The organism is Pseudomonas sp. HUK17 (assembly GCF_001566765.1).
In genome coordinates, this window is the sequence record NZ_LSMW01000008.1 from 1 (window position 1) to 23,509 (window position 23,509).

General features: G+C 65.9%; 22 protein-coding genes. 11 read left to right on the plus strand and 11 right to left on the minus strand.

Translation table 11 applies throughout. The features are described from left to right. Positions 1–70 precede the first annotated feature (70 nt). The 3 genes from AX284_RS04475 to AX284_RS04485 all read left to right on the plus strand — a co-directional run bounded on the left by AX284_RS04475 (position 71) and on the right by AX284_RS04485 (position 2,522). Positions 71–697, plus strand: coding sequence for a cytochrome b/b6 domain-containing protein (locus AX284_RS04475; protein WP_017640013.1), 627 nt, complete (start codon positions 71–73; stop codon positions 695–697). Beyond that, positions 684–1,439, plus strand: coding sequence for a molybdopterin-dependent oxidoreductase (locus AX284_RS04480; protein ID WP_068383786.1), 756 nt, complete (start codon positions 684–686; stop codon positions 1,437–1,439). The genes AX284_RS04475 and AX284_RS04480 overlap by 14 nt, the downstream gene beginning before the upstream one ends. A gap of 201 nt (positions 1,440–1,640) precedes the next feature. Then, positions 1,641–2,522 carry an NAD(P)-dependent oxidoreductase gene (locus AX284_RS04485; protein ID WP_068383788.1) on the plus strand — a complete coding sequence of 294 codons (882 nt, stop codon included), beginning with the start codon at positions 1,641–1,643 and terminating at the stop codon, positions 2,520–2,522. A 33-nt stretch (positions 2,523–2,555) separates the two neighbouring features. On the opposite strand, the gene mqo is transcribed toward AX284_RS04485, so the two are convergent. The 3 genes from mqo to AX284_RS04500 form a co-directional block, all read right to left on the minus strand. Next, positions 2,556–4,061, minus strand: coding sequence for a malate dehydrogenase (quinone) (mqo, locus tag AX284_RS04490; RefSeq protein ID WP_371099776.1), 1,506 nt, complete (start codon positions 4,059–4,061; stop codon positions 2,556–2,558). 26 nt (positions 4,062–4,087) lie between these two features. Further along, positions 4,088–4,483 carry a cupin domain-containing protein gene (locus AX284_RS04495; RefSeq protein WP_017640009.1) on the minus strand — a complete coding sequence of 132 codons (396 nt, stop codon included), beginning with the start codon at positions 4,481–4,483 and terminating at the stop codon, positions 4,088–4,090. Positions 4,484–4,580: 97 nt separating this feature from the next. Next, positions 4,581–5,489: an AEC family transporter gene (locus AX284_RS04500; protein ID WP_017640008.1), complete on the minus strand. Its 909-nt coding sequence runs from the start codon at positions 5,487–5,489 to the stop codon at positions 4,581–4,583. 441 nt (positions 5,490–5,930) lie between these two features. Between AX284_RS04500 and AX284_RS04505 the strand changes: the two genes are divergently transcribed. Further along, positions 5,931–6,755 carry an AraC family transcriptional regulator gene (locus AX284_RS04505; RefSeq protein WP_068383790.1) on the plus strand — a complete coding sequence of 275 codons (825 nt, stop codon included), beginning with the start codon at positions 5,931–5,933 and terminating at the stop codon, positions 6,753–6,755. On the opposite strand, the gene AX284_RS04510 is transcribed toward AX284_RS04505, so the two are convergent. Together AX284_RS04510 and AX284_RS04515 are read right to left on the minus strand one after the other, a co-directional pair. Next, positions 6,735–7,322 carry a LysE family translocator gene (locus tag AX284_RS04510; RefSeq protein ID WP_068383875.1) on the minus strand — a complete coding sequence of 196 codons (588 nt, stop codon included), beginning with the start codon at positions 7,320–7,322 and terminating at the stop codon, positions 6,735–6,737. The two genes, AX284_RS04505 and AX284_RS04510, sit on opposite strands and share 21 nt — an antisense overlap. Positions 7,323–7,529: 207 nt before the next feature. Further along, the gene (locus AX284_RS04515; protein WP_068383792.1) at positions 7,530–9,752 is read right to left on the minus strand and encodes an ATP-binding protein; all 2,223 of its coding nucleotides are present in this window, start codon (positions 9,750–9,752) and stop codon (positions 7,530–7,532) included. A 253-nt stretch (positions 9,753–10,005) separates the two neighbouring features. Here AX284_RS04515 and tadA point away from each other — a divergent pair, with 253 nt between their 5' ends. Continuing rightward, complete coding sequence (tadA, locus tag AX284_RS04520) at positions 10,006–10,509, plus strand: tRNA adenosine(34) deaminase TadA (protein ID WP_017640004.1); 504 nt, start codon at positions 10,006–10,008, stop codon at positions 10,507–10,509. On the opposite strand, the gene AX284_RS04525 is transcribed toward tadA, so the two are convergent. The 5 genes from AX284_RS04525 to AX284_RS04545 form a co-directional block, all read right to left on the minus strand. Then, a complete protein-coding gene (locus tag AX284_RS04525; protein ID WP_007160618.1) occupies positions 10,506–10,904 on the minus strand; it encodes a SufE family protein in 399 nt (132 codons plus the stop codon). The two genes, tadA and AX284_RS04525, sit on opposite strands and share 4 nt — an antisense overlap. After that, positions 10,901–12,109 (minus strand): aminotransferase class V-fold PLP-dependent enzyme, encoded by a 1,209-nt coding sequence (locus AX284_RS04530; RefSeq protein WP_064307426.1) that lies wholly within the window; start codon positions 12,107–12,109, stop codon positions 10,901–10,903. Before AX284_RS04530 ends, AX284_RS04525 begins: the two co-directional genes overlap by 4 nt. A gap of 50 nt (positions 12,110–12,159) precedes the next feature. Further along, positions 12,160–13,194 carry a 2,3,4,5-tetrahydropyridine-2,6-dicarboxylate N-succinyltransferase gene (dapD, locus tag AX284_RS04535; RefSeq protein WP_042137936.1) on the minus strand — a complete coding sequence of 345 codons (1,035 nt, stop codon included), beginning with the start codon at positions 13,192–13,194 and terminating at the stop codon, positions 12,160–12,162. 73 nt (positions 13,195–13,267) lie between these two features. After that, on the minus strand, positions 13,268–13,630 hold the full coding sequence (locus tag AX284_RS04540; protein ID WP_007160615.1) for an ArsC family reductase: 363 nt from the start codon (positions 13,628–13,630) through the stop codon (positions 13,268–13,270). A gap of 131 nt (positions 13,631–13,761) precedes the next feature. Further along, the gene (locus AX284_RS04545; protein ID WP_007160614.1) at positions 13,762–14,202 is read right to left on the minus strand and encodes a YhcB family protein; all 441 of its coding nucleotides are present in this window, start codon (positions 14,200–14,202) and stop codon (positions 13,762–13,764) included. A 185-nt stretch (positions 14,203–14,387) separates the two neighbouring features. On the opposite strand from AX284_RS04545, the gene AX284_RS04550 reads away from it, so the two are divergent. From AX284_RS04550 to rpsI, 6 genes are all read left to right on the plus strand, one after another. After that, positions 14,388–15,023 carry an alpha/beta hydrolase gene (locus AX284_RS04550; protein WP_026083826.1) on the plus strand — a complete coding sequence of 212 codons (636 nt, stop codon included), beginning with the start codon at positions 14,388–14,390 and terminating at the stop codon, positions 15,021–15,023. A gap of 33 nt (positions 15,024–15,056) precedes the next feature. Further along, on the plus strand, positions 15,057–16,403 hold the full coding sequence (locus tag AX284_RS04555; RefSeq protein ID WP_068383794.1) for a tryptophan--tRNA ligase: 1,347 nt from the start codon (positions 15,057–15,059) through the stop codon (positions 16,401–16,403). An 86-nt stretch (positions 16,404–16,489) separates the two neighbouring features. After that, positions 16,490–17,584 carry a cell division protein ZapE gene (gene zapE, locus AX284_RS04560; protein ID WP_017640912.1) on the plus strand — a complete coding sequence of 365 codons (1,095 nt, stop codon included), beginning with the start codon at positions 16,490–16,492 and terminating at the stop codon, positions 17,582–17,584. A gap of 54 nt (positions 17,585–17,638) precedes the next feature. Further along, complete coding sequence (nfi, locus tag AX284_RS04565; RefSeq protein ID WP_017640911.1) at positions 17,639–18,340, plus strand: deoxyribonuclease V; 702 nt, start codon at positions 17,639–17,641, stop codon at positions 18,338–18,340. Positions 18,341–18,547: 207 nt separating this feature from the next. After that, positions 18,548–18,976 (plus strand): 50S ribosomal protein L13, encoded by a 429-nt coding sequence (rplM, locus tag AX284_RS04570; protein WP_007160609.1) that lies wholly within the window; start codon positions 18,548–18,550, stop codon positions 18,974–18,976. Between the two features lie 15 nt (positions 18,977–18,991). Further along, positions 18,992–19,384 carry a 30S ribosomal protein S9 gene (gene rpsI, locus AX284_RS04575; protein WP_017640910.1) on the plus strand — a complete coding sequence of 131 codons (393 nt, stop codon included), beginning with the start codon at positions 18,992–18,994 and terminating at the stop codon, positions 19,382–19,384. Positions 19,385–19,894: 510 nt separating this feature from the next. On the opposite strand, the gene rne is transcribed toward rpsI, so the two are convergent. Beyond that, the gene (rne, locus tag AX284_RS04580) at positions 19,895–23,197 is read right to left on the minus strand and encodes a ribonuclease E (protein WP_082731509.1); all 3,303 of its coding nucleotides are present in this window, start codon (positions 23,195–23,197) and stop codon (positions 19,895–19,897) included. Positions 23,198–23,509: the final 312 nt, after the last annotated feature.

Here is a 23,509-nt window from a genome sequence, read left to right on the forward strand (position 1 = left end):
CCCCCCCCCCCCCGCGGTCGCCTGATTGGGATGGCGACCGCCTCCATCTCGCGGTGAAGAGGGAAATGCCATGACCACCTCGCGACGGCGTCTGGTGCACCGCTGGCCGGTGCGCCTCACCCATTGGCTCAACGCCCTGGCGATGCCCTGCATGTTCATGAGCGGCTGGGCGATCTACAACGCCTCGCCGCTGTTCCCCTTCACCTTTCCCGCCTGGGCGACCCTCGGCGGTTGGCTGGGCGGCGCCATCGCCTGGCACCTGGCGGTCTTCTGGCTACTGCTGGCGAACGGCCTGATCTATCTGCTCTATGGCCTGTTCAGCGGCCACTTCCGGCGGGATTTCCTGCCGCTGTCACCGCGCGCCATCGGCCGTGATTTCGCCGCGGCCGTGCGCCTGCGTCTGGGTCATCACCTCGGCACCTATAACGCCGTGCAGCGCCTGCTCTACTGGGGCGTACTGGCCCTCGGCGTGCTGGTGGTGCTCTCCGGCCTGGCGATCTGGAAACCAGTGCAATTGCAGGGGCTGGCGGCCCTGCTCGGCGGCTTCGACACCGCTCGCTACGTGCATTTCTTCGCCATGGCCGGCATCGGCGCCTTCGTCGTCGTGCACCTGGCCCTGGTCATCCTGGTCCCCCGCACCCTGCCGCCGATGATCACCGGTCGGGCGCACGAGGAGGTTAACGATGAGTCGGCGTGAACGCCTGCGCCTGGAACCGGCGCAACAGCGGCAGGTGGAGAATCTGCAGCGACGCCTGCTGCTCAAGCAGGGCCTGACGGTGGGCGCCCTGGCCATGCTCAGCGGCTGCAACCTGCAGGACGGCGACAGCGTCGACAAGGTGCTCTGGTCCATGTCGCGCTTCAACGACCGGGTGCAGGCCTGGCTGTTCGGCCGCGAACGCTTGGCGGCGACCTATGCCGCCAGCCAGATCACCGATCCCTTTCCCTTCAACGCCTTCTATCCCGAATACAACGTTCCGGAAGTCGACCTGAGCGATTACCGCCTGGAGGTCTCCGGCCTGGTCGCCAACAAGCAGGCCTGGACCCTGGAAGACCTGCGCCGCCTGCCGCAGCGCGCCGACATCACCCGCTTCATCTGCATCGAAGGCTGGAGCGCCATCGGCCAGTGGGGTGGGGTGCCCTTGCGTACCTTCCTCGAACGCATCGGCGCCGACACCACGGCCAAGTACGTCGGCTTCAAGTGCGCCGACCGCTACTACTCCAGCATCGACATGGCCTCGGCGCTGCACCCCCAGACCCTGCTGGCGCTGGACTTCGGCCAGGTCGCGCTGCCTCCGGACTACGGCTATCCGCTGCGCCTGCGGGTGCCCACCAAGCTCGGCTTCAAGAATCCCAAGCACATCCAGGCCCTGTTCGTGACCAACGACTATCCCGGCGGGTACTGGGAGGACCAGGGCTACAACTGGTTCAGCGGGATCTAGGCGCAACGTCTGCTGCGCGTCGGCCGAACTGCGTTGAAAAGACCTTCGGAATGCTCATTTACCACTCGTAAACTGCGCTTCCTCAGGTCTTTTCGCCTTGTTTGGCTCTAGCTCGCGAGACTTTGCCTAAGCTTTTGATGGCGGAACCCCGGCCCGGAGGTAGAGTCGAGATACCACCATCCTCTACCGGGAGCTCCCCTCATGTCCGCTCATCCCTCGATCGGTTTCATCGGCTTTGGCGCCATGGCCCAGCGCATGGGCGCCAACCTGCGCGAGGCCGGTTATCCGGTCCGCGCCTACGCCGAACACCAGCAGGACGGCGAGCGCCACGGCACGCCCATGGAGTCCCTGGCGACCCTGCTGCCCCAGGCGGAAGTGGTGATCGTTTCTCTGCCCAATGACGCCATCCTCGAACAGGTGCTGCTCGGTGCCGATGGCGTCCTCGCCCGTCTGGAAAGCGGGCGCCTGCTGATCAATACCAGCACCAATTCGCCCACGCTGTCGCTGCGCCTGGAAGCGGCCGGTCGCGCCCGTGGCATCGCCGTGGTCGAGGCGCCGGTGTCCGGCAGCACCCCCGAGGCGGAACTGGCGCAACTGGTGGTCCTGGCCGGCGGCGAACCCGAGGCCGTGGAGCGTGCGCGGCCGATCCTCGAAACCCTGAGCAAGACCGTGCATCACGTCGGTCCGACCGGGCAAGGCGCGGCCATCAAGCTGGCCATCAACGGCCTGATGGGCGCGGGTCTCGCCGCCCTGGCCGAAGCCCTGGCCTATGCCACCCGTGCCGGTCTCGATGCCGAGGTGCTGTTCGAGGTGTTCGGTGACCTGGCGGTGCTCTCGCCCCACCACCAGCGCAAGCTGGCCGCCCTGCGCGAGGGCGACTTCGCCGCGCAATTCCCGGCGGCGCTGATGCACAAGGACATGGGCCTCCTGCTGGCCGAACTCAATGCCACCTTCCAGGGCGCGCCGACCCTGGCCGCCGCGGCGCAGCAACTGGCCCTGGGCGCCGAGCTGCATCCGGACGCCGACTACGTCATCACCGCCGATATCCTGTTGGAAGAAGCCGAAGACGCCGCTACCCGGTAAGGGGGATGGCCGCATGCCCGTGCATGAGGAGCCTCACACGTCGGCGATCCCCAAGACCTTGGCGGTCTCGGCACGACTCTGCCGGCAGGCTGCCGCGTCGGTCTTCAAGTCGAGGCCGTAGGTCGGCAGGATGCGCCGCAACGCCGGCAGCCAGGCGTCTTCGGTGAGACGCTCCGGGAAGCAGGTTTCCAGCACCTCCAGAGCGATGGCTGCGGCTGTCGAAGCACCCGGTGAGGCGCCGAGCAGCGCGGCGATGGAGCGATCCGCGGCGCTCACCAGTTCAGTGCCGAATTCCAGTTCGCCCTTCTTGCTCAGCAGGCCATGCTGGCCGGTGGGCTTGATGGTCTGCACCCGTTGCCCGGCCACCGCTTCCTGCCAGTCGCGCTTCTTCGCCAGGGGGAAGAACTGCTGCAGCATGGCGAATTGCTGGCTGGAGCTCTGGAAGATCTGCCCGATCAGGTATTCGGTCAGGTCCAGGTTGTCCTTGGCCACGTTCAGCAGCGGCAGGATGTTGTCATGACGCAGCGAGGTGAAGAGATCGGTCAGGGCGCCGTGTTTGAGGAAGCGCGAGGAAAAGCCCGCATAGGGTCCGAACAGCAGCGAGCGCTGGCCGCCGACGATGCGGGTGTCCAGGTGTGGGACCGACATGGGCGGCGAACCCGAGGGCGCCTTGCCATAGACCTTGGCCTGATGCCGTTCGGCCAGCGCCGGGACGTCGCAGCGCAGCCAGATGCCGGAGATGGGAAAACCGCCGAAACCGTGCCCTTCGGGGATGCCGGACTTCTGCAGTAACGGCAGCGAGCCGCCACCGGCACCGATGAAGACGAACTTGGCGGTGACCTCCGTGCGCCCACCGTGCTCGACGTCCTCCACCGTCACCCGCCAGTGACCACTGTCGGTACGCGCCAAGTCCACCACCCGTTGGTGATAGTGCACGGCGAAGCCCGATTGCTGGCTGAGCTGACGCACCAGCAGGTGGGTGAGGGCGCCATAGTCGACGTCGGTGCCGGTCACCATGCGCGTGGCGGCAACCGGTTCGTCGGCACCGCGTCCTTCCATGATCAGCGGTGCCCACTGAGCGATCTGCGTGCGGTCCTCGCTGTATTCCATGCCGTGATAGCAGTGATGGGCGCTCATCGTCCGATAGCGTTCGCGGAGGAAGGCGACGTTGTCCGCACCCCAGACGAAGCTCATATGGGGGCAGGCGTGGATGAAAGCCTGCGGGTCCGGGATCGCACCCTTGCGGACCAGGTAGGCCCAGAGCTGGCGCGAGAGATCGAACTGGGTATTCACCTTGAGCGCCTTGGCGATGTCGACGCTGCCGTCATTGCGCTGCGGCGTGTAGTTCAGCTCGCAGTTGGCGGCATGGCCGGTACCGGCGTTGTTCCAGCCCTGGGAACTCTCCTGGGCGCAATCGTGCAGGCTCTCGAACAGCGTCACGCTGAGGCTGGGGTCGAGTTCCTTGAGCAGGGTACCCAGGGTAGCGCTCATGATGCCGGCGCCGATCAACACGACGTCGGGCGAATCCGTGGAAGACAATGACGACATGACAGTTTCCTCAGGCATTACGCCGGCTGGTTGGGAACGAAGCGCAGGTTCGCGTTGGGCTCGTAGATGACGTAGGCACGCCGCCAGGGCTCGTCGCCGAGCAGCTTCCAGCGGTGCCCGGAGCCAGTGTCGTCCTGGGCCAGCAGGACGTCGCCGGGCCGCAGCACGAAGGTCTTGCCCGACTTGACCTCGAACTCCAGGGTGCCGCTCAGGGTGATGACGAACTGGGGCTGCGGGTCTTGGTGCCATTCGAAGGCACCTCCCGCCGTGGTTTCCTGGAAGGACAGCTCGTTTACCGCGATGGGCAGGCCTGAGGCCTTGCCATGCAGGCCTTCGCCCAGTTCCAACTGCCCTTCCTCGAACAACGAATTACCGTCGTTGCCGGTCCAGAGCCGTACACATCGAATGGCCATTTCTGTCTCCTGAAACATCGGTAGGTTGCTTGCGGCGCGGGTTTCACCAAGGCAACGGGGCACCCGCCGGGCCCCGGTTCACGTGAGGGCCGGCCTCTTACAGGCTGGCCGCCAGTACGATGCCCAGGGCTATTCCGGGAATGGCGAGCAGGGTGCTGAACAACACGCTGCGCGCTGCTTCCTCGGCATAGACGCCCTGGGCCATGGCCAGGCTGGGCGCCGCGGTGGCCGATGGCAGCAGGCCGAGCAGGAACACCTGCTGGAGCAGCTCGCCGTGCAGGCCCAGCGCCAGACCCATACCCAGCAGCACTAGCGGCTGCAGCAGATTCTTCAGCAGCAGGTTGCCGAGGATGTCCCGGTCGAAGCTTGGGCGGATGCTGGCCAGGATCAGGCCCAGGGTGAACAGGGCGACGCCGCCTGCCGCCCGGCCGATTTCGTCCGTCGCCGCCACCAGCAATGCCGGGGGCCGCAGGCCGAGCAGGGCGCAGGCCAGTCCCAGCAAGGGCAGCAGCACCAGCGGCTGGCGCACGGCCTTGGCGAGCGCCTGGGCGGCCCCGCCACTGCTCAAGAGCACCAGCGACAAGGGAATGATCACCAGGGTGACGATCAGGTTGCCGACGATCACCGCCAACAGGGCGGACGGGCCGACCGCCGCGAGCAGGACCGGCGGCCCGCAGTAGGCCATGTTGGGAAAGGCCACGGTGATGCCACGCAGGGTCGCCTCGCGCCAGTTGTGTCCGCCGCGCACGCGACCCAGCGCCAGGCCCAGTAGCCAGATACCGATCAGGCCGGTTGCCAGGGTCGCCACATAGGGCAGGTTGAGGATCTGTTCGGGCCGGGTCTTGGCGGCAGCGAGAAAGAGGCTGATGGGCAGGGCGAAGGTGACTACGAAGGCGGCGAGGATCTTGCTCGCCTCCGCAGGCATGACTCGCCAGCGACCGGCACACCAGCCGAGGGCGGTGACGAAGACGATGGGCGCAAGGGCCTGGGCGATGATCTCGATCATGGCCGCGCCCTCCCAGGGATGACGAGGGCGCCAGGGGCAGCGGCTGAAGGTGGTTGGCAGGTGAGTCGCGCGGGGATGTCGGCGGTACGACGGTTCATCCGAAACTCCTGAGCTGGGATCGACAAGGTGTCGCTCCAGGCGTGCCCTACGGCGGAGGTGGTGGCCTCGCCTGAAGCGCTCTGGAAGGCGGCTTTGCTCTCCTGTTGACGGTGTTTAGAAACTTTTGTTTACAGATTGTGTGCGGCAAATTGTCGCATCTAGTCCTTGGTCGGATTCCCGTGCTTGCCTTCTTGTGATTTCACCTCTCGCTCTTCGCGCGGCTGCGCTTCCGCGCGCAGCGCCGGTCGCATCCTGGATGCGGGAGCGTTGCCCTTCCTCTAAGCTACCGGCTGGATTCCCGGGGCTACCCGGGCACTGGCGGTCCTTGCGGGGAGAAGGATGATGACCACCACCCCGAGTTTCTGGCGCGATCCCGCGCTGCCCTTTCTCGAAGCCCGATCCATCCAGGACGGTCGCGCGCTCTGCTATGCGCCCCATTCCCACGAGAGCTTTTCCATCGGCACCGTGCTGGGCGGTCGTAGCCGCTATCGCAATGGCCCGACCCGCGAACTGGTGGGGGCGGGCACCCTGGTGCTGATGAATCCCGGCGACGTCCATGCCTGCAATCCCCAGGGCGAGGACGCCTGGCGCTATCGCATGCTGCACGTGGACGCCACCTGGCTGGCCGGGCTGCAGCGTCCGGGCGCCGACGACTTCCAGCCGCTGGCCGTGCAGCTGTCCGGGGATGTCACCCTCTACGCTGGCCTGGAGGCCCTGCATGCCTGCCTGGTCGCCCCCGACAGCACCACACTGCAGCGCCAGAGCCGGGCGCTGCTGTACTTCGAAGCCGTGCTGGCGCGCCTGGGTCGCACGCCCGTTGCGATGTCGCTAAGGCGCGAGGATCGCCGCCTGCGTCGCGCCGCCGAGTTTCTCGATGCCCACTGCGGCGAGGGCGTCAGTCTCGACCAGCTCAGCCAGGTGGCGGATCTCTCGCCCACTCAGCTGATTCGCAGCTTTCGCCGGCGCTATGGCCTGACGCCCCACGCCTATCTGATCGACCGCCGCATCCGGCTGGCGCGGCAACGACTGCGCCAGGGCGAGGAGTTGGCGGAGGTCGCCCTGGCCACCGGCTTCGCCGACCAGGCGCATCTGCAGCGCACCTTCAAGCGCCTGGTGGCAGCTACCCCTGGCCAGTACCGCGCCGCTTCAACCCTCCCACAGCAGTGAGGCGGCGCACAGCACCAGCAGCACCGCCAGGCCGCGATTGAGCAGGCGCAGGCGGGGCGCCGCCAGGGCGCGACCGCGCAGCCATTCGCCGGCCACCGCCCAGCAGGCGAGCGAGGCGAAGCAGATCACCAGATAGAGGACGGCGAATAGCGCCAGGCGCCCGCGATCCTCGCCGACGAACAGGGCCACCCCGGCCGCGGCGGCGAGCCAGGCCTTGGGATTGAGCCACTGCAACAAGGCACCATCATGAAAGCCCGGACAGTGCCGCAGCTGGCCGGTGCCCAGGTCCCCGGAGGCCCTCGCCAGTTTCCACGCCAGGTACAGCAGAAAGAGCGCGCCGGCCGCGCGCAAGACCCAGAGCAGCATCGGCCAGGCCGCCAGCACCCCATGCAGGCCAAGGCCGACCGCCACCAGCAACACCACGAAGCCAAGGGTGGCGCCCGCGACATGCCACAGGGCCGGGCGCCAGCCATGGGTCAGGCCGGTGTTGAAGCCCACCAGGTTGACCGGGCCGGGCGAAAGGGAAGCCACCAGGGCAAAGGTGGCCATGGACAGGATCAGGGTCAGGGTCATCGCTAGGTCTCGTCGATTGCGCAGACCTGACCCTAGCGAGCGTGACCGTCCGCCGTATTGAAGAAAATGACTCTTCGAGCCCGACGAAAGGCAGGAATTCGCGGCGTTGCATTGACGTCCATTACAGCGAGCCGAGCGCTCCCCCGGTGGTTTCAACGTCGCTGTCGGCCACCGGGGCTTTCTTCTTTCACGTCCTGACGGCTAGGGCGCGATGGGCAGGGTGAAGGTGAAGGTACTGCCCTCGCCCAGGGTACTGGTGACGCTCAGCTCGCCACCATGGGCCTCGACGATGCCCTTGGCGATATACAGCCCCAGCCCATGGCCGGTGGGGTTGTCTTCCTGCACATGCCAGAAACGCTCGAAGACCCGCGCCTGCTGCGCCTGGCTCATGCCACGACCGTTGTCGCTCACACTGATCTGGGCCATGGGACCGACCCGCTGCATGCTCAGTTGGACCAGACCACCCGGCGCGGTGAATTTGATGGCATTGCCCAGCAGATTCATCAGCACCTGGAAGATGCGCTCGGCTTCCACCAGCACCTGAATATCCTGATCGGCCGCGTATTCCAGGCTGATGTTCTTGATCTCCGCCAGCGGTCGCGACAGCAGGATGGGTTGCGCACAGACGTCGGCCAGACGCGCCTGCTTCAGATCCAGCGCCAGGCGATCGGATTCGATCTTCGACAGGTCCAGCAGGTCGCTGATCAAGGCATTCATGCGGTTGGCCGCGGTCTCTATCACCTCCAGCGAACTGGGCAGGCGGTCATCGCCCAGCGCCAGCTTTTCCAGCTGGCGCTGCAGCATCCCGACCTTCATCAGGATAATGGTGATGGGGCTGCGCAGGTCGTGGGAGACCGCCGCGACGATCTCGTCGCGCAGGCGTACCGCCTGGCGCTCACGCTCGACCTGACGCGCCAGGTCCAGCTCGATGGCCGAACGGCGCAGGTCCTTGGCGGCGAACAGGTCGGATGGCCGCCAGCGCTGGGAGCGCAGCTGTACCAGTTCCTTCCAGGCGTCGAAGGAGCGCCGTGGATGGGGATAGTTGAGGCCAGGACCCGAGACGGGCGCCGTGGGCTCCAGCTTGGCCGGATTACCGCTCCAGACCACGGTGGTCACGATCTCCGGGCGGAACCAGAGCACCAGGTTACGTACCGGTTTGGGGAGCGCCAGCGCCAGGACGCCGCTGGCCCGGTCGCTGTAGCGACGGGCATCGGGCAGTTCGTCGGCCAGGCAGCGCGTCGCATAGATGCCCGAGGCGTCCATCTCGGCGGTGACCCAGGCGGCGAGGATACGGATGTCTTCCGCGCTGGGGCATTCGCCCAGGCTGCAGAGCTCGTCCTCCACCAGCACCGCGACACCGGTGGCATCCACCAGCTCCAGCAGATCCGTGGCCCGCTCGCACAGGCCGCTGAGCACCTCGCCGCGGCTGTCGCACATCCCCTGGATCAGCGCGGCCAATTGCGCCTCGCGGGCATCAATCTCGCGCTGGACCTGGCGATTCTCCAGCGCGCGGATCATCAGGGACACCAGCACCCCGACCGAGCGGCAGGCCATCCGGGTGCGATAGGGCAGGTACAGCGGCTCGCGATGGCCACAGCTGATCAGCCCCCAGAGCTTGTCGTCGCTGATCAGCGAAACGCTCATGGAGGCACGCAGACCCTGGTTGCGCACGTACTGGCAATGGATGGGCGACACGCTGCGCAGCACGGCGTGGGTCAGGTCGATCGGATCCCGCTCGCTGCCGTGTAGAAAGGCCGGCACCAGGGGCACTGCCTGGTACTGGGCGTCGGGAATGTTGCGGATCCAGTTCTCATGATAGAGCGCCCGCGCCTGGGCAGGAATGTCGGCTGCTGGGAAGTGCATGCCCAGATAGCTGTCGATATCCTCGACGCGGTCCTCGGCCACCACCTGACCATCGCCACCGTCGTCGAAACGATAGACCACCACCCGGTCGAAGCCGGTCAGTGCCCGCACTTCCCGTACCGCGCCTTCGCACAGCTCGGGCAGGGTGCGCGCCTGTTGCAGACGCGCCAGGGCGCGGGCCAGGCCCGCCGGCTCGACACCGCCGTGGTCATCCGGCTCGAATTCCAGGAACACCAGCCCATGATTGCGATGCAGGATCACGTCCATGTCGCGAATCGGGCGCGTCCAGCTCAACGGATTGGCTTCTTCCAGATGTTCCAGCGTCAGCGCCTGTCGCACCTGTTCCAACAGATCGACGGGCAGGACCTGCTGCAGCGGCCGACCCAGCAACTCCACCTGCGGCTTGCCCAGCAACTCGGGCAGGTTGTGACTGACATGCTTGACCAGCCCCTCCACCTCCTCGAAAGCGATGAGATAGCCATGTGCCTGGATAGCGCCTGGAATGCGGATCGGCTCGCTTTCGCAGCTTTGCAGCGACTGACCGGAAGGTGCAGCAATCATGCGACTGTCTCAAATGAACTCTTGAATAGGACCGCTCCAGGGCGATCCTGTTAAAGCTTTAGCACCGAATGGCTGTGAATGTGATGCCGGTCACGCAGTTTCAGCATCCGTTGCACTAGTTTCGCATTCGCAGTAGCCGATAACGATTATTGCGCTTCTCTTTCGGACGAAGGGTTCTTGGACTGACCTAAGATGTCCTGGCTGGCCTCCCTGCCTGACGGCGGTATCATGGGCTTTTGCCCAGAGTCCCGACATGGCCCGCTTCCGTCCCTTGCCCATCATCGACCGCAGCCGGGATGACCTATTCATGCGTGAGGCCCTGGCCCTGGCGGAGCAGGGCGCCGGGCAGGGCGAGGTGCCGGTCGGGGCCGTGGTGGTACTCGACGGCGAGGTCGTCGGCCGCGGTTTCAATCGGCCCATCGGTGCCCACGATCCCAGCGCCCATGCCGAGATGGAGGCCATTCGCGATGCCGCCGCGCGTCTGGCCAACTACCGGCTGCCGGGGGCGACCCTCTATGTGACGCTTGAACCCTGCAGCATGTGCGCCGGCCTCATCGTCCACAGTCGCATCCAGCGGCTGGTCTATGGCGCCAGCGAGCCGCGCGCCGGCATGGCCCAGAGTCGCGGGCGCTTCTTCGAGCAGGACTTTCTCAATCACCGAGTCCTGGTGGAAGGCGGGGTGCTGGCCGAGGCCTGTGGCCAGGTGCTGACCGAATTCTTCCGCGTGCGGCGCAATCCCGCGGTCAGCGAAGGCTAGGCCGCCAGTTCGCGCATCCGCGTGAGCACGGCGTTCAGGCCGTTGCTGCGCGATTGCGACAGCTGCCGTTCCAGTCCGAGTTCGCCCAGCCAGCCGTGGATGTCGAGGCGACCCAGTTCTTCGCGGGTCAGGCCGTTGGCGCGCACCAGCACCACGGCGAGCAGCCCCTTGAGCACCCGGGATTCGCTGCTGGCGCGAAAGAAGTGGCGATCACCCTGGGCTTCATGGGTCAGCCGCACCCGACTCTCGCAGCCCTGCACCAGATCCTCGTCGCGCTCCTCGAGCACCGCCGGCAGGCGCTCGGCCCACTGCAGCAGCAGTCGCGAGCGCGCTTCCCAGCCCTTGGCGATGACGAAGGCGCGGCGGGCTTCCGCGGCATCGGGAAGCAGATTCATCGCAGCAGCTCCAGGGCGTTGTCCAGGGCAGTGAAAAAGCGCTGCAGGTCTTCGGCATCGTTGTACAGGCCCAGGGACACCCGCAATGCACCCGGCGTCTGCAGGGTCTGGAACAGCGGCATGGCGCAGTGCTGACCGGCACGCACCGCGATGCCCTGTTCACCCAGCAGGTGGGAAAGATCGCCGACATCGACGCCAGCTACCTGGAAACTGGCCAGGGCGATCTGCGGCTCGCCCAGCACCCGGACGCCCTCGCGGGCGGCCAGCCCGGCCAGCAGCTTCAGACTCAGGGCCTGCTCGTGACCGCGGATCAGCGTCTCATCCTGGCCCTGAAGCCAGTCGACCGCCGCGCCCAGGGCGATGGCCGCCCCTATGGGCGGCGTCCCCGCCTCGAAGCCCGTGGGGGCAGCGTGAAAGCGGGCGTCGGTGAAGGAGGTGTGCTGCACCATCTCGCCACCGAATTGCCAGGGCTTGAGCTGCGCCAGGCAGTCGGCCTTGCCCCAGAGCACGCCGATGGCCTCGGGCGCATAGAGCTTGTGGCCGGAAAAGACATAGAAATCGGCGTCGAAGTCGCCTGGGCGATGACGTCCGTGGACCGCGCCCTGGGCGCCGTCCACCACCAGCCAGGCCGGCGAGCATGCCCGTACCAGGGCGGCGAGCTCCGCCAGCGGCTGCCAGGTGCCAAGGACATTGGACAGCTGGCTGACTGCGACCACGCGCGTTCTCGGCCCCAGCAACCGCTCGGCGGCTTCCAGATCCAGATGACCGCTCGGGGTCAGGGGGATAACCCTGAGCTGCAGTCCCTTGCGCCGGGCCAACTGCTGCCAGGGCAGCAGGTTGGCGTGATGTTCCAGGGCACTGATGAGGATCTCATCCCCGGCGGCAAGGGCGTCTTCCAGACCATAGGCCAGCAGGTTGAGCGCCTCGGTGGCACCGCGGGTCAGCACCACCTCGTGCGGCGAGGCGGCGCCCAGCCAGGCGGCGATCCGCCCCCGGGCGCCTTCGTAGGCAGCGGTGGTGCGCTCGGCCGCCCAGTGCTGGGCCCGGTGCACATTGGCCGCGCCCAAGCGGTAGCTGGCCAGCAGGGCATCCAGCACCACCTGGGGCTTCTGCGCCGTGGCGGCGCTGTCGAGATAGGTGATGCCATCGGCGGCGAACGCGGTGAAAGCCGGAAATTCGGCTCTCCAAGGGGAGGGTAGCGACATGGCGACAGCTCCGGGGTAGCCCGCATGGCGCGGGCTGCCCGGTTGTGGACTCAGTTGTGCGCGTGCAGCGCTTCGTTGAGTTCGATGGCGGTCTTGTTGGTCTTGCATTCGACCGCGCCGGTTTCCGAATTGCGGCGCAGCAGCAGATCGCTCTGACCGGCCAATTCGCGGGCCTTGACCACCCGCACCAGCTGGTTCTGGTCGTCCAGCACCGCCACCTTGGTCCCGGCGGTGACATAGAGACCGGATTCCACGGTGCAGCGATCGCCCAGTGGGATGCCGATGCCGGCGTTGGCGCCGATCAGGCAGCCTTCGCCGACGCTGATGATGATGTTGCCACCACCCGACAGGGTGCCCATGGTGGAGCAGCCACCACCCAGGTCCGAGCCCTTGCCGACGAAGACGCCCGCGGAAACGCGGCCTTCGATCATGCCGGGGCCGGCGGTACCGGCGTTGAAGTTGACGAAGCCTTCGTGCATCACGGTGGTGCCTTCACCCACATAGGCACCCAGACGCACGCGGGCGGTATCGGCGATGCGCACGCCGGCCGGCACCACGTAGTCGGTCATCTTGGGGAACTTGTCCACCGAGAAGACTTCCAGCAACTTGCCGCGCAGACGCGCTTCCAACTGCTCGGCCGGCAGCTCGGCCAGGTCCACGGCGCCCTGGTTGGTCCAGGCCACGTTGGGCAGCAGGGCGAAGATGCCGCTGAGGTTCAGGCCATGGGGTTTGACCAGGCGATGGGACAGCAGATGCAGCTTCAGGTAAGCCTCGGGGGTGGAGGCGGGGGCGGCGTCTTCGGCCAGCAGGGTAGCCACCAGCGGCTTGGTGCTTTCCGCCAGGCGGGTCAGCAGGGCCGACTGCACGGCATCGATGCCCTTGAGGGCTTCGGCCAGGCCACGCGCCTGGGCGGGCGCGAAGGCGATGGCCTGGTTGCCGCCCTGGTAGTCCAGCAGCGGTGCGACCGCCTCGACCAGCGCCGCCGGCGGATTCAGCAGGGGCTGGGCATAGAAGACTTCCAGCCAGGCGTCCTGGCGATTCTGGGTGCCGACACCGAAGGCGATACTGAAGAGGGCATTCGACATATGACTGTTCCTGTGCAGAGGCACCGATCCGGTCGGTGCGAGATGTTCGGTAGTAGGGGCGGAGGCCGCGGGGTCAGTTCAGGGCCGCGGCATAGAGCTCGGGCTTGAAGCCCAGCAGGGTACGGTCGCCGAGATCGAGCACGGGTCGCTTGATCATCGAGGGTTGCGCCAGCATCAGGTCGATGGCCTTGGCGGTATCGAGGTCGGCCTTCTGGGCGTCGTCGAGTTTGCGGAAGGTGGTGCCGGCGCGATTGAGCACCTTGTCCCAGCCATGTTCCGCGCACCAGGCCGCCAGCCGTTCGCGGTCGATGCCGCTCTGCTTGTAGTCATGGAAGTGATAGGCCTGGCCATGCTCGTCGAGCCATAGGCGGGCCTTCTTCATGGTGTCACAGGCCTTGATGCCGTAGAGGCTCAGGCCACTGGCCGCTGCGGGCATGGCGTTCTCCTGCGAAAGACTGCAACCGCAGATTATGCCATGACGGGCCGGAAAAGGGCCGGGCGTCGCGCCCTGAGTGAAGAGGGTGGAGGCCGGAAAGCAGAAGGCCGGGGAGTCCCCGGCCTTGGCGATCAACCGCGGCTTTTCACGCCGTAGGTTTCGTCGAGGGTGCCGGGGGTACCGTCACCCTTGGGCGCGTAGTCCCGCGGCGCTTCGGTCGGACCGTCGATGCGCTCGCGACTGGACGGGTAACGCTGCTCGGCGCTGTGCAGCGAGGCCAGCAGGTGCTGACGGGTCAGTTCGTCCTGAGCCAGACGCTCGGCGCCTTCGGACAGGTGCGACTGCATGTCCTGGTAGGTCTGGGTGAGCTTGCGCACCAGGCCGGCGGTGGTACTGAAGTGGCTGGTGACCTCGTGCTGGTAGTCGTCGAACTTCTTCTGCAGATCATCCAGCTGGCGCTGCACCCGGCTCGGCGCGGCACCCGGCACCAGGCGTGCCAGCAGAAAACCTATCCCGACCCCGATCAGCAGCGCGACCAGGGGCAACAACCAGGTAGTGAGCGACTGTTCCACGAAACTTCCTCTATGAGCGGCTTTGCTTTACGGTAACGGCAGACCGGCGAGCCTGTACACTGGGTTGCGTCTTCTGCCATTCGCTGGGCGTCATCATACCCCGCAGTCAGGCATCGCGCAGGATCGACCCTATCAAAATCAACTCCTTGGATGAGCACTGTTCGTCCGGGATCACGGAGTCAAGCGTGTCAGCCCGTGAACAACCCCTGCTGCTGGAGGGCCCCGCGGGCACTCTGGAAGCGCTGTACCAGAGCCCTGAAGCCCCCACCGGCGCGGTCCTGCTCTGTCATCCCCATCCGCTCCATGGCGGCGCCATGCAGAACAAGGTGGTCGCCACCCTGCAGCGCATCGCCCGGGATGCCGGCCAGGCCACCCTCAGATTCAACTTTCGCGGCGTCGGCGCCAGCACCGGCGTGCATGCCGGTGGCGAAGGCGAGATCGACGATGCCGCGGCCGCCCTGGCCTGGTTGCGCGAGCGCCATCCCGACCTGCCCCTGACCCTCTGCGGCTTCTCCTTCGGCTCCTGCGTCGCCGCCTGCCTCGGCGGGCGCCTGGAAGGCGAGGGCGTGGCGGTGGAACGGCTGTTCATGCTGGCGCCGCCGGTGGAGCGTTTCGCGGTCGACGGCCGCCTGCCGCAACGGGCGCGCCTCACCGTGATCCAGCCCGAGGCCGACGAGGTGGTGACCCCCGAGCGGGTCTATGCCTGGTCCGCCGCGCTCGAACAGCCGCACGAATTGCTCCGCGTCGCCGACTGCAGCCATTTCTTCCATGGCAAACTCGTCGAACTCAAAGATCTGGTCCTGCCCCGCCTGCAGGCCTGACCCTCGTTAGTCTCTCGGATTTCCAGCGCCTCCATGACCACTCGCATCCTCACTGGCATCACCACCACCGGTACCCCGCACCTGGGCAACTATGCCGGGGCCATCCGTCCCGCCATCCGCGCCAGCCTGGCCGACGATGCCGACTCCTTCTATTTCCTCGCCGACTACCATGCCCTGATCAAGTGCGACGACCCGGCGCGCATCCAGCGTTCGCGCCTGGAGATCGCCGCCACCTGGCTGGCCAGCGGCCTGGATCCGCAGCGGGTGACCTTCTATCGCCAGTCCGACATCCCCGAGATCCCCGAACTGACCTGGCTGCTCACCTGCGTCGCCGGTAAGGGCCTGCTCAATCGCGCCCATGCCTACAAGGCCGCGGTCGACCGCAACCTGGAGCAGGGCGAGGATCCCGATGCCGGGGTCACCATGGGGCTCTACAGCTATCCGGTGCTGATGGCCGCGGACATCCTCATGTTCAACGCCCGGCGCGTGCCGGTCGGGCGCGACCAGATCCAGCACGTGGAGATGGCTCGCGACATCGGTCAGCGCTTCAACCACCTGTTCGGCAACGGGCGCGACTACTTCGCGCTGCCCGAGGCGGTGATCGAGGAAAGCGTCTCCACCTTGCCCGGTCTCGATGGCCGCAAGATGTCGAAGAGCTACGACAACACCATCCCGCTGTTCGGCAGCGCCAAGCAGCTCAAGGACGCCATCGCCCGCATCGTCACCGACTCGCGCCTGCCCGGCGAGCCCAAGGACCCCGACAGCGCCCATCTCTTCACCCTCTACCAGGCCTTTGCCACCCCCGAGCAGAGCGCGGCCTTCCGCGCGGCCCTGCAGGACGGCCTGGCCTGGGGCGAAGCCAAGGGCCAGCTGTTCGAGCTGCTTGACGCCGAGCTGGGCGAGGCCCGCGAGCGCTATGCGGCGCTGATCGCCCGTCCCGACGATCTGGAAGACATCCTGCTGGCCGGCGCCGCCAAGGCCCGCCGCGATGCCACGCCCTTCCTCGGCGAACTGCGCGAAGCCGTGGGCCTGCGCTCGCTCAAGACCCAGGTCGCCGTCGGCAGCACCAAGAAGAAGACCAACAAGACCGCCCGCTTCGTCAGCTTCCGTGAAGGCGATAGCTTCCGTTTCCGCCTGCTCGACACCGACGGCACCGAACTGGCGCTGTCGATCCCCTTCGCCGAAGCCAAGACCGCCGGCATCACCAGCAAGCAGCTGGTCGCGACGCCGGCCAGTGTCGTGGCGGGAGACGGCAATGGCTTCCAGCTGCTGCTGGACGATCAGGTGGTGGCCGAAGGCGTCGCCAGCGATTCCCCCGCCACCCGTGACGCCCTTGTCGAGCGCACCCGCGCCGCCCTGGCGCAATTGGCCGAAGCCTAAAGGGCACCCGCGGTCCCCGGCGTTGTCAACGCCAGGGACCGCCATTACAGTGACCACCCTTTTTTCCCACCCGACCAGAAGCCGCCATGACCCCCCTCGAGCGTTACCAGGCCGACCTCAAGCGCCCGGAGTTTTTCTACGATGCTGCCCAGGAAGAGGCCGTCCGCCATCTGCAGCGCCTCTATGATGAATTGCTCGCCGAGCCCGCGGCCAAGGGCGGCCTGTTCGGCAAGCTGCTCGGGCGCAAGACGGTCACGCCGGTCAAGGGGCTGTATTTCTGGGGTGGGGTAGGGCGCGGCAAGACCTATCTGGTCGATACCTTTTATGACGCCCTGCCGTTCAAGCAGAAGATGCGCACTCACTTCCATCGCTTCATGAAGCGCGTGCATGAAGAGTTGCGCACCCTCAAGGGCGAGAAGAATCCCCTGACCATCATCGCCCGGCGCTTCGCCGACGAGGCGCGGGTGATCTGCTTCGACGAATTCTTCGTCTCCGACATCACCGATGCCATGATCCTGGCGACGCTGCTCGAAGAGCTGTTCAAGAACGGCGTGAGTCTGGTCGCCACCTCGAACATCGTCCCCGACGGCCTCTACAAGGACGGTCTGCAGCGCGCGCGCTTCCTGCCGGCCATCGCCTTGCTCAAGGAGCACACCGAGATCGTCAACGTCGACAGCGGCGTGGACTATCGCCTGCGCGCCCTGGAGCAGGCCCAGCTCTTTCACTATCCGCTGAGTGAGGAGGTCGAGGCCGCGATGGCCAAGAGCTTCCGTTCGCTCACCGTCGAGTGCAACGACCTCTGCGAAGACGTGCCGCTGATGATCGAGAATCGCGAGATTCGCGCCCGCCGCACCTGCGAAGACGTCGCCTGGTTCGATTTCCGCGCCCTCTGCGACGGTCCGCGCAGCCAGAACGACTACATCGAGCTGGGCAAGATCTTCCAGACGGTGCTGGTCAGCAACGTCGAGCAGATGGATGCGCTCAAGGACGACATGGCGCGGCGCTTCATCAACCTGGTCGACGAATTCTACGATCGCCAGGTCAAGCTGATCCTGTCCGCCGAGGTCGAACTCAAGGACCTCTATTCGGGTGGCCGCCTGGAGTTCGAATTCCAGCGCACCCTCAGCCGTCTGCTGGAAATGCAGTCCCACGAGTACCTCGCTCGACCGCACAAGCCCTGAACCCTGGCTGGGTTGAAGGATCAATCCTTTGACCCAGGTTTTCGGGAGGTACGTGTGAATTCTGACCCCTTCGCCGATTGGGATGGCTCGCCTACCCAGGCGCGCATCCTGCAAAAGCAACTGGCCAAGCAGGTCCTGTTGCACGACGACTTCGGCTCGCCGCGGCGTTATGCCGGTGTCGATGTAGGCTTCGAGGAGGGCGGCGAGATCACCCGCGCGGTCGCCGTTCTGCTGGATGCCGAGACCTTGCAGCCGCTGGCCCATGCCGTCGCCCGCATCCCCACCGTGATGCCCTATGTGCCAGGCTTGCTGTCCTTTCGCGAACTGCCGGCGTTGCTCCAGGCCTTGGCGGAATTGCCAGAGACCCCCGAGCTGGTGTTCTGCGATGGCCACGGCATCGCCCATCCACGCCGATTGGGTATTGCCGCCCATCTGGGCGTGGTCACCGGTCTGCCGACGATTGGCGTGGCCAAGAAAATCCTCACTGGCCACCACGGCGAACTCGCCGAGACGCGCGGCAGCCAGGTCGACTTGCTGAATCGCGAGGGTGGGGTGATAGGTACGGTGCTGCGCAGCAAGGATCGGGTCAAGCCGCTGATCGTCTCGCCCGGCCACCGGGTCAGTCTGGCCACCGCGCCCGCGCTGGTCATGGCCTGCGTCAGACGCCACCGCCTGCCGGAACCCACACGGCTGGCAGACCACCTGGCCTCACGCCGTCAGGGCTCGGCGGCTACCCAGGCGCTCTTTTCCTTCTGATTCTCTGCTTGCTTTTTTACCCTGAGCGGGTATCATGCCGCAGCTTTCTTGGCGGGGGATGCCTAAGCCTGCCGAGATCGCCGTAGCGGACGCCGACCCGAGCCCCCGAAGAGCGTCTGTTTCCGGCTGCCCCTGACTTGTCTGGGGTTGCACTGTTGTGTAGAATTTGCCGTCTTTTTACCAGGGCGGCCTCTGAGGCCATAGAGAATGAAAACTTTCACCGCAAAACCGGAAACCGTTAAGCGCGACTGGTACGTCGTCGACGCTGCTGGCCAGACTCTGGGTCGTCTGGCTACTGAAATCGCCACTCGCCTGCGTGGCAAGCACAAGCCCGAATACACTCCTCACGTTGACACCGGCGACTACATCGTCGTCATCAACGCCGAGCAGGTTCGTGTGACCGGTGCCAAGACTACCGACAAGATGTACTACCATCACTCCGGTTTCCCGGGTGGCATCAAGTCGATCAACTTCGAAAAGCTGATCGCCCGTGCTCCCGAGCGCGTCATCGAGACCGCCGTCAAGGGTATGCTGCCGAAGAACCCGCTGGGCCGCGACATGTATCGCAAGCTCAAGGTGTACAAGGGTGCGAACCATCCGCACACCGCTCAGCAGCCCCAAGAACTCAAGTTTTAATCGGGATAGTACAACATGTCGGCAACTCAAAATTACGGTACCGGCCGTCGTAAGACTGCCACCGCTCGTGTCTTCCTCCGTCCGGGCACTGGCAAGATCTCCATCAACGATCGCGCTCTGGACACCTTCTTCGGCCGCGAAACCGCGCGCATGGTCGTGCGTCAGCCCCTCGAGCTGACCGAGACCCTGGAGAAGTTCGACATCTACGTTACCGTCGCTGGCGGTGGTGTGAGCGGTCAGGCCGGTGCTATCCGTCACGGCATCACCCGCGCTCTGATCGAGTATGACGAAGGCTACCGCAGCTCCCTGCGCAAAGCCGGTTACGTCACTCGTGACGCCCGTGAAGTCGAGCGTAAGAAAGTCGGTCTGCGCAAAGCGCGTAAGCGTCCGCAGTACTCCAAGCGTTAATCCTTCGGGATACGCTCGAAAAACCCAGCCAAGCGGCTGGGTTTTTTTATGCCCGGCATTTTTCCAGCAGGGATGTCGTAGGTTGGGCTGAGGCAGCTCCACCGCCGAAGTCCGGCAGCGACCGTACCTTGAGGCGTTGGGCTTCGCTACGCTCAGCGCCAACCTACGGGAGTATGCCTGGGCAACGTAGGTTGGGCTGAGACGGCTCTATCGTCGAAGCCCAGCAAGCAAGCAATGCATCCCTGCTGGCATTGGGCTTTGCTACGCTCAGCGCCAACCTACGGGGGGTTACCCAGGCAACGTAGGTTGGGCTGATACGGCTCTATCGTCGAAGCCCAACAGGCAATGCATCCCTGCTAGCATTGGGCTTTGCTACGCTCAGCGCCAACCCGTGGGGATGTATCCGGGCGGCGTGGGTGGGGCTTACCAGCTACCGCAGGCCCTGGCACCTCCTTGAATTCCGGGCATGAAAAAGGGCGCCAAGGCGCCCTTTTTCATCTACCGCCAGAATCAGCGGGTGTGGTTTTCCCGCGACTCGTTACGCTTGCGGTCGATCTCGGCCTGAGCGGCTTCATCTGCCTGCACCGTGTCGGCCTTGGGGGCTTCGGCGGAGCTATCGTGCTCACCGGTCAGGGCGACGTTGGCCGCTTCTTCCTGGGCAGGGCTAGGCACGACTTCGACGGGCTCTTCCACCACGATTGGCGCGGACTCGGCTTCAGCGGCGGGCAGCTCTTCGGCGGCCTGGACGGGCTGAGCCTCGGGTGCCTGCTGCGGCTCTACGGTCCCTACCGCTGCGGTAGCGAAGGTTTCCTCGGTTTCCGCGATGGCGCCCAGGGCAGGGGCTTGCGCATCCTGCTCGGCCTGCTCGGCCTGCTCGGCCTGCTCGGCCTGCTTGGCACGGGCAGCCTCAGCTTCACGGGCCAGGCGCTCACGGCGACGACGCTCGCGCGGATCATTGGAGGCGCGACCTGCAGCCGATTCTGCCGCGTCGGTCTCGACCGGTGCTGTGGGGATGGGCGCGGTTGCAGTTACCGGAGCGACCTGCTCGGCGACCGGTGCGGCGATTTCCACTTCCTGATGCGGTGCACGCTCGTCCTGCAGCTGGCTCACCTGGGGGGTGAGGATCTCCGGCTGGGCAGGGGCGTCGGCGGCAGGCTGCTCCAGCGCAGCTTCCTGAGTCGCTTCGGCGGCGGCAGGAGTGGTGTCGGCAGCGAATGTCGGTTCCTGCTGGCGAACGTCACGAACCTCTTCCTGGGTAGCAATGGCGGTCACGCTTTCGCTGACCACGACGGCGGTACCCAGGGCGACCGCGGCCGGCGCGACAGGGGCATCGGTGGCTGCAGTACTCTGCTCTTCGTCTTCGATGAAGTTGCCGTTGGCATCACGCTGACGCTCGCGACGGTTGCTGCGACGACGCTGACCGCGGGAACGGCGACGCGGACGCTCTTCGCCTTCTTCCAGCTCCTCGTTGCCGTCCAGTACCTCTTCTTCGTTCAGCTCTTCGGCACTGGCCGCTTCCTGACGCTCTTCGCGCACCTTGCGTTCTTCGCGCGGTTGACGCTCTTCACGCGGCTTGCGCTCTTCGCGAGCCGGACGCTCTTCGGCACTCACGCGCTCTTCGCGCGGCTGACGCTCCTCACGAGGTTGGCGCTCTTCGCGGGACTGACGCTCTTCACGCGGCTGGCGCTCTTCGCGATTGGCGCGCTCCTCACGGGGCTGACGCTCTTCGCGCGGCTGACGCTCCTCGCGGGGCTGGCGTTCTTCACGCGGTTGACGCTCTTCGCGGTTGGCGCGCTCTTCACGGGGCTGACGCTCCTCGCGAGCCGGACGATCTTCACGGGCCTGACGCTCTTCGCGGGGCTGACGCTCTTCACGCGGCTTGCGCTCTTCGCGGGCCGGGCGCTCGCTACGCTCGCCACGGTCGGCGCGGGGCTGACGCTCTTCACGCGGCTTGCGCTCGTCGTCACGACGGCCTTCGCGGCGGCGATTCTGCTGGCGACCGTTGCGGCGCTCGTCCTGGCTGCGCTGCTCGTCGCTGCTCTTGGCGGCGACCGGCGCGGCAACGGCCTTATCGGCCATCGGCTGCTCTTCGGTCTTGCCGGCGAACAGGCTGACCAGGGACTTCACCAGGCCCTTGAACAGGTTCGGCTCGGCAGTGGCCTTGGCTGCGGGGGCGGCGGGCGCCACCACTTCGGCGGTGACCGGAGTAGGGGCCGGCGCGCGCTCGGGCGCGACCTTCACCGCCGCTTCCTGGCGCACCAGGGTGCGGGTGGAGCTGACCGGTTGCACCTCTTCGGCTTCGGTATTGGCCATCTCGTAGCTGGACTGGCTGTTCAGCAGCTCGGGATTGTCGTCACGCAGACGCTGCACTTCGAAGTGCGGGGTCTCGATGTGATCGTCCGGCAGGATGATGATGCGCACGCGGGTACGCAACTCGATCTTGGTGATGCTGTTGCGCTTCTCGTTGAGCAGGAAGGACGCGACCTGGATGGGTACGTGGGCACGGACCTCGGCGGTGCGATCCTTGAGGGCTTCTTCCTCGATCAGGCGCAGGATGGCCAGCGACAGGGATTCCACATCGCGGATGATGCCCTGGCCGTTGCAACGGGGGCAGACGATGCCGCTGGTTTCCCGCAGGGAAGGGCGCAGGCGCTGACGGGACATTTCCAGCAGGCCGAAGCGCGAGATGCGACCGATCTGCACGCGGGCGCGGTCGGCTTCCAGGGCTTCGCGGACACGATCTTCCACGGCGCGCTGGTTCTTGACCGGGGTCATGTCGATGAAGTCGATGACGATCAGGCCGCCGATGTCGCGCAGGCGCAGCTGGCGGGCGATTTCCTCAGCCGCTTCCAGGTTGGTCTGCAGGGCGGTTTCTTCGATGTCGCCACCCTTGGTGGCGCGCGCCGAGTTGATGTCGATGGACACCAGGGCTTCGGTGGGGTCGATGACGATGGAGCCACCCGACGGCAGCTTCACTTCGCGCTGGAAGGCGGTCTCGATCTGGCTTTCGATCTGGAAGCGATTGAACAGCGGGACGCTGTCCTGGTACAGCTTGATCTTGCTGGCGTACTGCGGCATCACCTGGCGGATGAAGCTCAGGGCCTCTTCCTGGGCTTCGACGCTGTCGACCAGGACCTCGCCGATGTCCTGGCGCAGGTAGTCGCGGATGGCGCGAATGATGACGTTGCTTTCCTGATAGATCAGGAAGGGACCCTTGCGCTCGCCCGAGGCTTCGTTGATGGCGGACCAGAGTTGCAGCAGGTAATCGAGGTCCCACTGCAGCTCTTCGGTGCTGCGGCCCAGGCCTGCGGTGCGCACGATCAGGCCCATGTCGCCCGGAGCGTTCAGGCCGTTCAGGGCTTCGCGCAGTTCGTTGCGCTCTTCACCCTCGATGCGACGGGAGATGCCGCCCGCGCGGGGATTGTTGGGCATCAGCACCAGGTAGCGACCGGCAAGGCTGATGAAGGTGGTCAGGGCGGCGCCCTTGTTGCCGCGCTCTTCCTTTTCGACCTGGACGACTACTTCCTGGCCTTCGGAGAGCACTTCCTTGATGTTGACGCGGCCTTCCGGGTTCTTCTTGAAGTATTCCCGGGAGATTTCCTTCAGCGGCAGGAAGCCGTGGCGATCGGCCCCGAAGTCGACGAAGGCGGCTTCCAGGCTGGGTTCGATGCGGGTGATGCGGCCTTTGTAGATGTTGGCCTTTTTCTGTTCGCGGGCTCCGGACTCGATGTCCAGATCGAACAGGCGTTGACCGTCGACCAAGGCAACCCGCAATTCCTCGGGCTGGGTCGCGTTGATGAGCATTCTCTTCATGTAATACCACTACGTTCCAGGCTCTCGGCCCGCGTGGTGGCAACAGGATTCAGGAGAAGGGTGCACGGGGTCGTATCGAAACCGGAGTAGCTCCGGTCTTCGTGTCCAGCAGCAGGCCCGGGGGCGTGCCGCGACTACGTCTCCTGCAGGCGCTTGAGCGACTGCCTTTGCAGCTCCGCAGAAGGAGGAATCAACCAGGCATGGTGCGGGCGTGACAGCCGAAAGGCTCGGGCAGCCGGGTCGTCGCGGGATTCGTGTCAGGTGTCGCGGTTGGAGCATCGGCCGTTGGCCTTGAGGCTTCCACCTGCGATC

Coding starts and splice junctions, on each gene's coding strand:
- AX284_RS04515 (WP_068383792.1), bottom strand. CDS start 9,752: ATGATTGCTGCACCTTCCGGTCAGTCGCTGCAAAGCTGCGAAAGCGAG.
- zapE (WP_017640912.1), top strand. CDS start 16,490: ATGACCCCCCTCGAGCGTTACCAGGCCGACCTCAAGCGCCCGGAGTTT.
- rplM (WP_007160609.1), top strand. CDS start 18,548: ATGAAAACTTTCACCGCAAAACCGGAAACCGTTAAGCGCGACTGGTAC.
- rpsI (WP_017640910.1), top strand. CDS start 18,992: ATGTCGGCAACTCAAAATTACGGTACCGGCCGTCGTAAGACTGCCACC.
- AX284_RS04505 (WP_068383790.1), top strand. CDS start 5,931: ATGACCACCACCCCGAGTTTCTGGCGCGATCCCGCGCTGCCCTTTCTC.
- AX284_RS04475 (WP_017640013.1), top strand. CDS start 71: ATGACCACCTCGCGACGGCGTCTGGTGCACCGCTGGCCGGTGCGCCTC.
- AX284_RS04530 (WP_064307426.1), bottom strand. CDS start 12,109: ATGTCGCTACCCTCCCCTTGGAGAGCCGAATTTCCGGCTTTCACCGCG.
- AX284_RS04525 (WP_007160618.1), bottom strand. CDS start 10,904: ATGAATCTGCTTCCCGATGCCGCGGAAGCCCGCCGCGCCTTCGTCATC.
- AX284_RS04500 (WP_017640008.1), bottom strand. CDS start 5,489: ATGATCGAGATCATCGCCCAGGCCCTTGCGCCCATCGTCTTCGTCACC.
- dapD (WP_042137936.1), bottom strand. CDS start 13,194: ATGTCGAATGCCCTCTTCAGTATCGCCTTCGGTGTCGGCACCCAGAAT.
- AX284_RS04480 (WP_068383786.1), top strand. CDS start 684: ATGAGTCGGCGTGAACGCCTGCGCCTGGAACCGGCGCAACAGCGGCAG.
- AX284_RS04495 (WP_017640009.1), bottom strand. CDS start 4,483: ATGGCCATTCGATGTGTACGGCTCTGGACCGGCAACGACGGTAATTCG.
- tadA (WP_017640004.1), top strand. CDS start 10,006: ATGGCCCGCTTCCGTCCCTTGCCCATCATCGACCGCAGCCGGGATGAC.
- AX284_RS04555 (WP_068383794.1), top strand. CDS start 15,057: ATGACCACTCGCATCCTCACTGGCATCACCACCACCGGTACCCCGCAC.
- rne (WP_082731509.1), bottom strand. CDS start 23,197: ATGAAGAGAATGCTCATCAACGCGACCCAGCCCGAGGAATTGCGGGTT.
- AX284_RS04540 (WP_007160615.1), bottom strand. CDS start 13,630: ATGCCCGCAGCGGCCAGTGGCCTGAGCCTCTACGGCATCAAGGCCTGT.
- AX284_RS04485 (WP_068383788.1), top strand. CDS start 1,641: ATGTCCGCTCATCCCTCGATCGGTTTCATCGGCTTTGGCGCCATGGCC.